Source organism: Nonomuraea maheshkhaliensis (assembly GCF_039529435.1).
Taxonomy (GTDB): Bacteria; Actinomycetota; Actinomycetes; order Streptosporangiales; family Streptosporangiaceae; genus Nonomuraea; species Nonomuraea maheshkhaliensis.
Genome location: NZ_BAAAMU010000106.1, coordinates 1 through 2909, shown reverse-complemented (window position 1 = coordinate 2909; position 2909 = coordinate 1). Strand labels below are relative to the sequence as shown.

Genomic DNA, 2909 nt, shown 5'->3' with positions numbered 1-2909 from the left:
GGACCACGGTGGCGGGACCACGGTGGCGGGACCACGGTGGCGGGACCACGGTGGCCGGACCACGGTGGCCGGACCGTCACCTCGTGGGCGGTGACTCGGCACCGAGAACCTCAGCGGTGGTGACCCGGCACTGGAAACCCTCAGCGTGCGCAGGGGTAGAGTCCCGAAGATGATCGAACGGGACCTCGCGATGGGTGACGGCCGCACGCTGCACGTCTACGACACCGCGGAGAACGGACGGCTGCCCGTCGTGTGGCACCACGGCACGCCTAACCTGGGCGCGCCGCCGGAGCCGCTCTTCGCCGCCGCCGACAGGCTCGGCCTGCGATGGGTGTCCTTCGACCGGCCGGGCTACGGCGGCTCCAGCCCCGACCCCGGCCGCAGCGTGGCATCGGTCGCCCGCGACACCGCGTCGGTCGCGGACGCCCTCGGCCTCGACCGGTTCGCCGTCGCCGGCTACTCCGGCGGCGGAACCTACGCCCTGGGATGCGCCGCGTCGCTGGGCAGCCGCGTCCCGGCGGTGCTGAGCCTGGCCGGCATCGCCCCGTACGACGCGGAAGGGCTCGACTGGTTCGCGGGAATGGTCCCGTCCGGAGTGGCCGCGCTGGGCACGGCGGCGGCGGGCCGCGAGGTGCGCACGGCACTGGCGGCGTCCGGATTCCCCTACGACTGCGAGTTCACCGCCGCGGACCTGGCGTTGTTCGAGGGCCCGTGGGGATGGCTGGGCAAGGTCTCGGAACCGGCCCTCGACGCCGGCCCGTACGGCCAGATCGACGACGATGTCTCCTACACCCACGCCTGGGGCTGCGACCTCGCCGCCATCGAGGCCCCGACCCTCCTCCTGCATGGCACCGAGGACCGCATCATCCCCGCCACCCACGGAAAGTGGCTCGCGACCCACTGCCCGGACGCCGAACTGCGGCTTTGCGAGGGCGACAGCCACTTCACCATCGTCACCCACGCCGAATCCGGCCTGGACTGGCTGCGCACCCGGCTCTGACGCCCGGCGACGGCCAGGAGCGACGGCCAGCGGCAGGGCGCGGAAAGCGCAGCCGGACCGTCCCTTTCCGGCCTGCTGGTGCCCCATGATGATCATGTGTTTGATCACTACCGCGCTCTCTTCAAACGGCACGCATGGCTCGCGGACAGCGCCTGCTGGACGGTGGTGCAGCCCTTCGACGACGAGATGACGCCGGACGACCTCCTGTGGCGGATGAACGGAGGGCGCGACCCGGAGGAACGCACCGTGGACCACCCCATGGAGCTGGCTCTGAACGAGGACCTCGCCCTGCTCTTCGTCTTCGAGGGCGACGGCGGGTACGGGTTCCTGGAGTGCACGTACGGCGATCCTCCGTCCGACGAACTGCTGCGCACGCTCAGCGAGGACGCCCGCGCGTGGACCACGTCATGGCGGGTCAACGGCACATCGACGATCCGTTGCGCGGCCGGCGGCAGGATCCAGGCGTCGATCCGGAACTACGTTCTCGGCGAACGGATCGACGAAGAGCCCGCGCCGGACGTCTTCGCCGGTTTCCACGTCATGCTCGACGCCCTCGACCGCGAGGACTTCGACGGCAGACGCGCCACGGCGCTCGCCTTCATCGAGGCGGCCACTGGGGTCGGCATCGAGATCGACCGGCTGGACGGCGAGCAGAAGACAGTGGTCGTCCTCGACAGCCCGGTCAGATAGTGGGGTGGCCACGAACGTCGGCCCGGGGTCGGGTGATCATGCTGTGCGGGTGTGCCGGTCGTCCCCAGCGGCGTTGTTTCTCGCCGCGAATGCGGGCGCGTTCGCGGGCCATGCGAGTCCTCCCTCCAGCCGTGATCGTCCATGCCGAGACGACCGTGGAGGACAACCCAGGCGAAACCCATGCAACCGGAACGGCGTGTCCCCGCACTGGTGAACCCAAGTGGTCATCGTGCTAGTTCGGCCCAAGCGCGACGGTGAGTCCTTCCTCGGCCGCCAGCACCTCACCGCCGAACTCCTGCCGCGCGGCCGCCACGGAGGCGGCCCGATCGTTGCCCGGCCAGAAATGGGTGAGCATCAGCCGCCGGGCGCCCGCGCGGCCGGCCCATCGGCCGGCCTCCGTAGCGGTCAGCAGATTGCGGGAGGGGCGGTCGGTCTCGCCCTCGCGATCGGTGGCCTCGACGATGAACAGATCGGCGTAGCGGCCGAGGTCGGCGAGCGCGGGGGCTGGGCCGGTGTCACCGGTGTAGGCCAGCGCGACCCCGTCGGCCTCGACGCGGATGCCGGCGTTGGGCACATAGTGCGGCAGCGACAATCCGGTGAGGGCGAATGGCCCCACCCGGTGGCTGCCAGGCAGCGGATGCAGGTCGAAGACCGCGTGGAGGTCCACATCGGGCTCCAGGCCGCTGATCCGGTCGAGCACGCCCGGCGGGCAGTACAACGGCAGCCGAGGCCCGCCGGGGTCGCCGTAGAACCGCATCCGGAACAGCCCGTGCAGGTCGATGCAGTGGTCAGGGTGCTCGTGAGTAATGACGACAGCGTCCACCGCGCCGTCCGGCCAGTGCGCGAGCAGCCGCGGCAGCGTGGCGTAGCCCAGGTCGAGCAGCAGGCGATAACCGTCCCAGTCCACCGCGAATCCACTGCAGGCACGGCCCGGCTCCGGAAACGCACCACAACTGCCGAGAACGGTTACCTGTCGCATTCATAGAGGATGCCAGGTTCCAGACGGTCATGGACGGCCTGCGCGGGTGCTCCACCGCGGGCTGCCCAGGGCCCGGCGCGACCGCGAGCACCCGGTTCGTTGTCACGGGTGCCGTGGGCGACGCACCCTTCCTCGGACTGCAAGATCGCGGGCCAGGTGGGCACGGCGCAGGCCACGTGAGCGCAGGTAGCGGAGATCCTCAGCGGTGTCGTACATGAGTTGGGTGTGGAAGTAGTTCAC

3 protein-coding genes are annotated in these 2909 nt (G+C 70.6%); 2 read left to right on the top strand and 1 reads right to left on the bottom strand.

Annotated elements, in window-relative coordinates; all coding sequences use genetic code 11:
• Positions 1–169 precede the first annotated feature (169 nt).
• Both ABFX54_RS43135 and ABFX54_RS43130 read left to right on the top strand, forming a co-directional pair.
• A complete protein-coding gene (locus ABFX54_RS43135) occupies positions 170–1000 on the top strand; it encodes an alpha/beta fold hydrolase (protein WP_346112742.1) in 831 nt (276 codons plus the stop codon).
• A 96-nt stretch (positions 1001–1096) separates the two neighbouring features.
• Positions 1097–1690: a hypothetical protein gene (locus tag ABFX54_RS43130; protein WP_346112741.1), complete on the top strand. Its 594-nt coding sequence runs from the start codon at positions 1097–1099 to the stop codon at positions 1688–1690.
• A 232-nt stretch (positions 1691–1922) separates the two neighbouring features.
• Here ABFX54_RS43130 and ABFX54_RS43125 read toward each other — a convergent pair whose 3' ends face one another.
• Positions 1923–2597 (bottom strand): MBL fold metallo-hydrolase, encoded by a 675-nt coding sequence (locus ABFX54_RS43125; RefSeq protein WP_346112740.1) that lies wholly within the window; start codon positions 2595–2597, stop codon positions 1923–1925.
• Positions 2598–2909: the final 312 nt, after the last annotated feature.

Excerpts from the sequence above, each read along its gene's own strand:
- ABFX54_RS43135 (WP_346112742.1), top strand. The coding sequence starts at position 170 with ATGATCGAACGGGACCTCGCGATGGGTGACGGCCGCACGCTGCACGTC.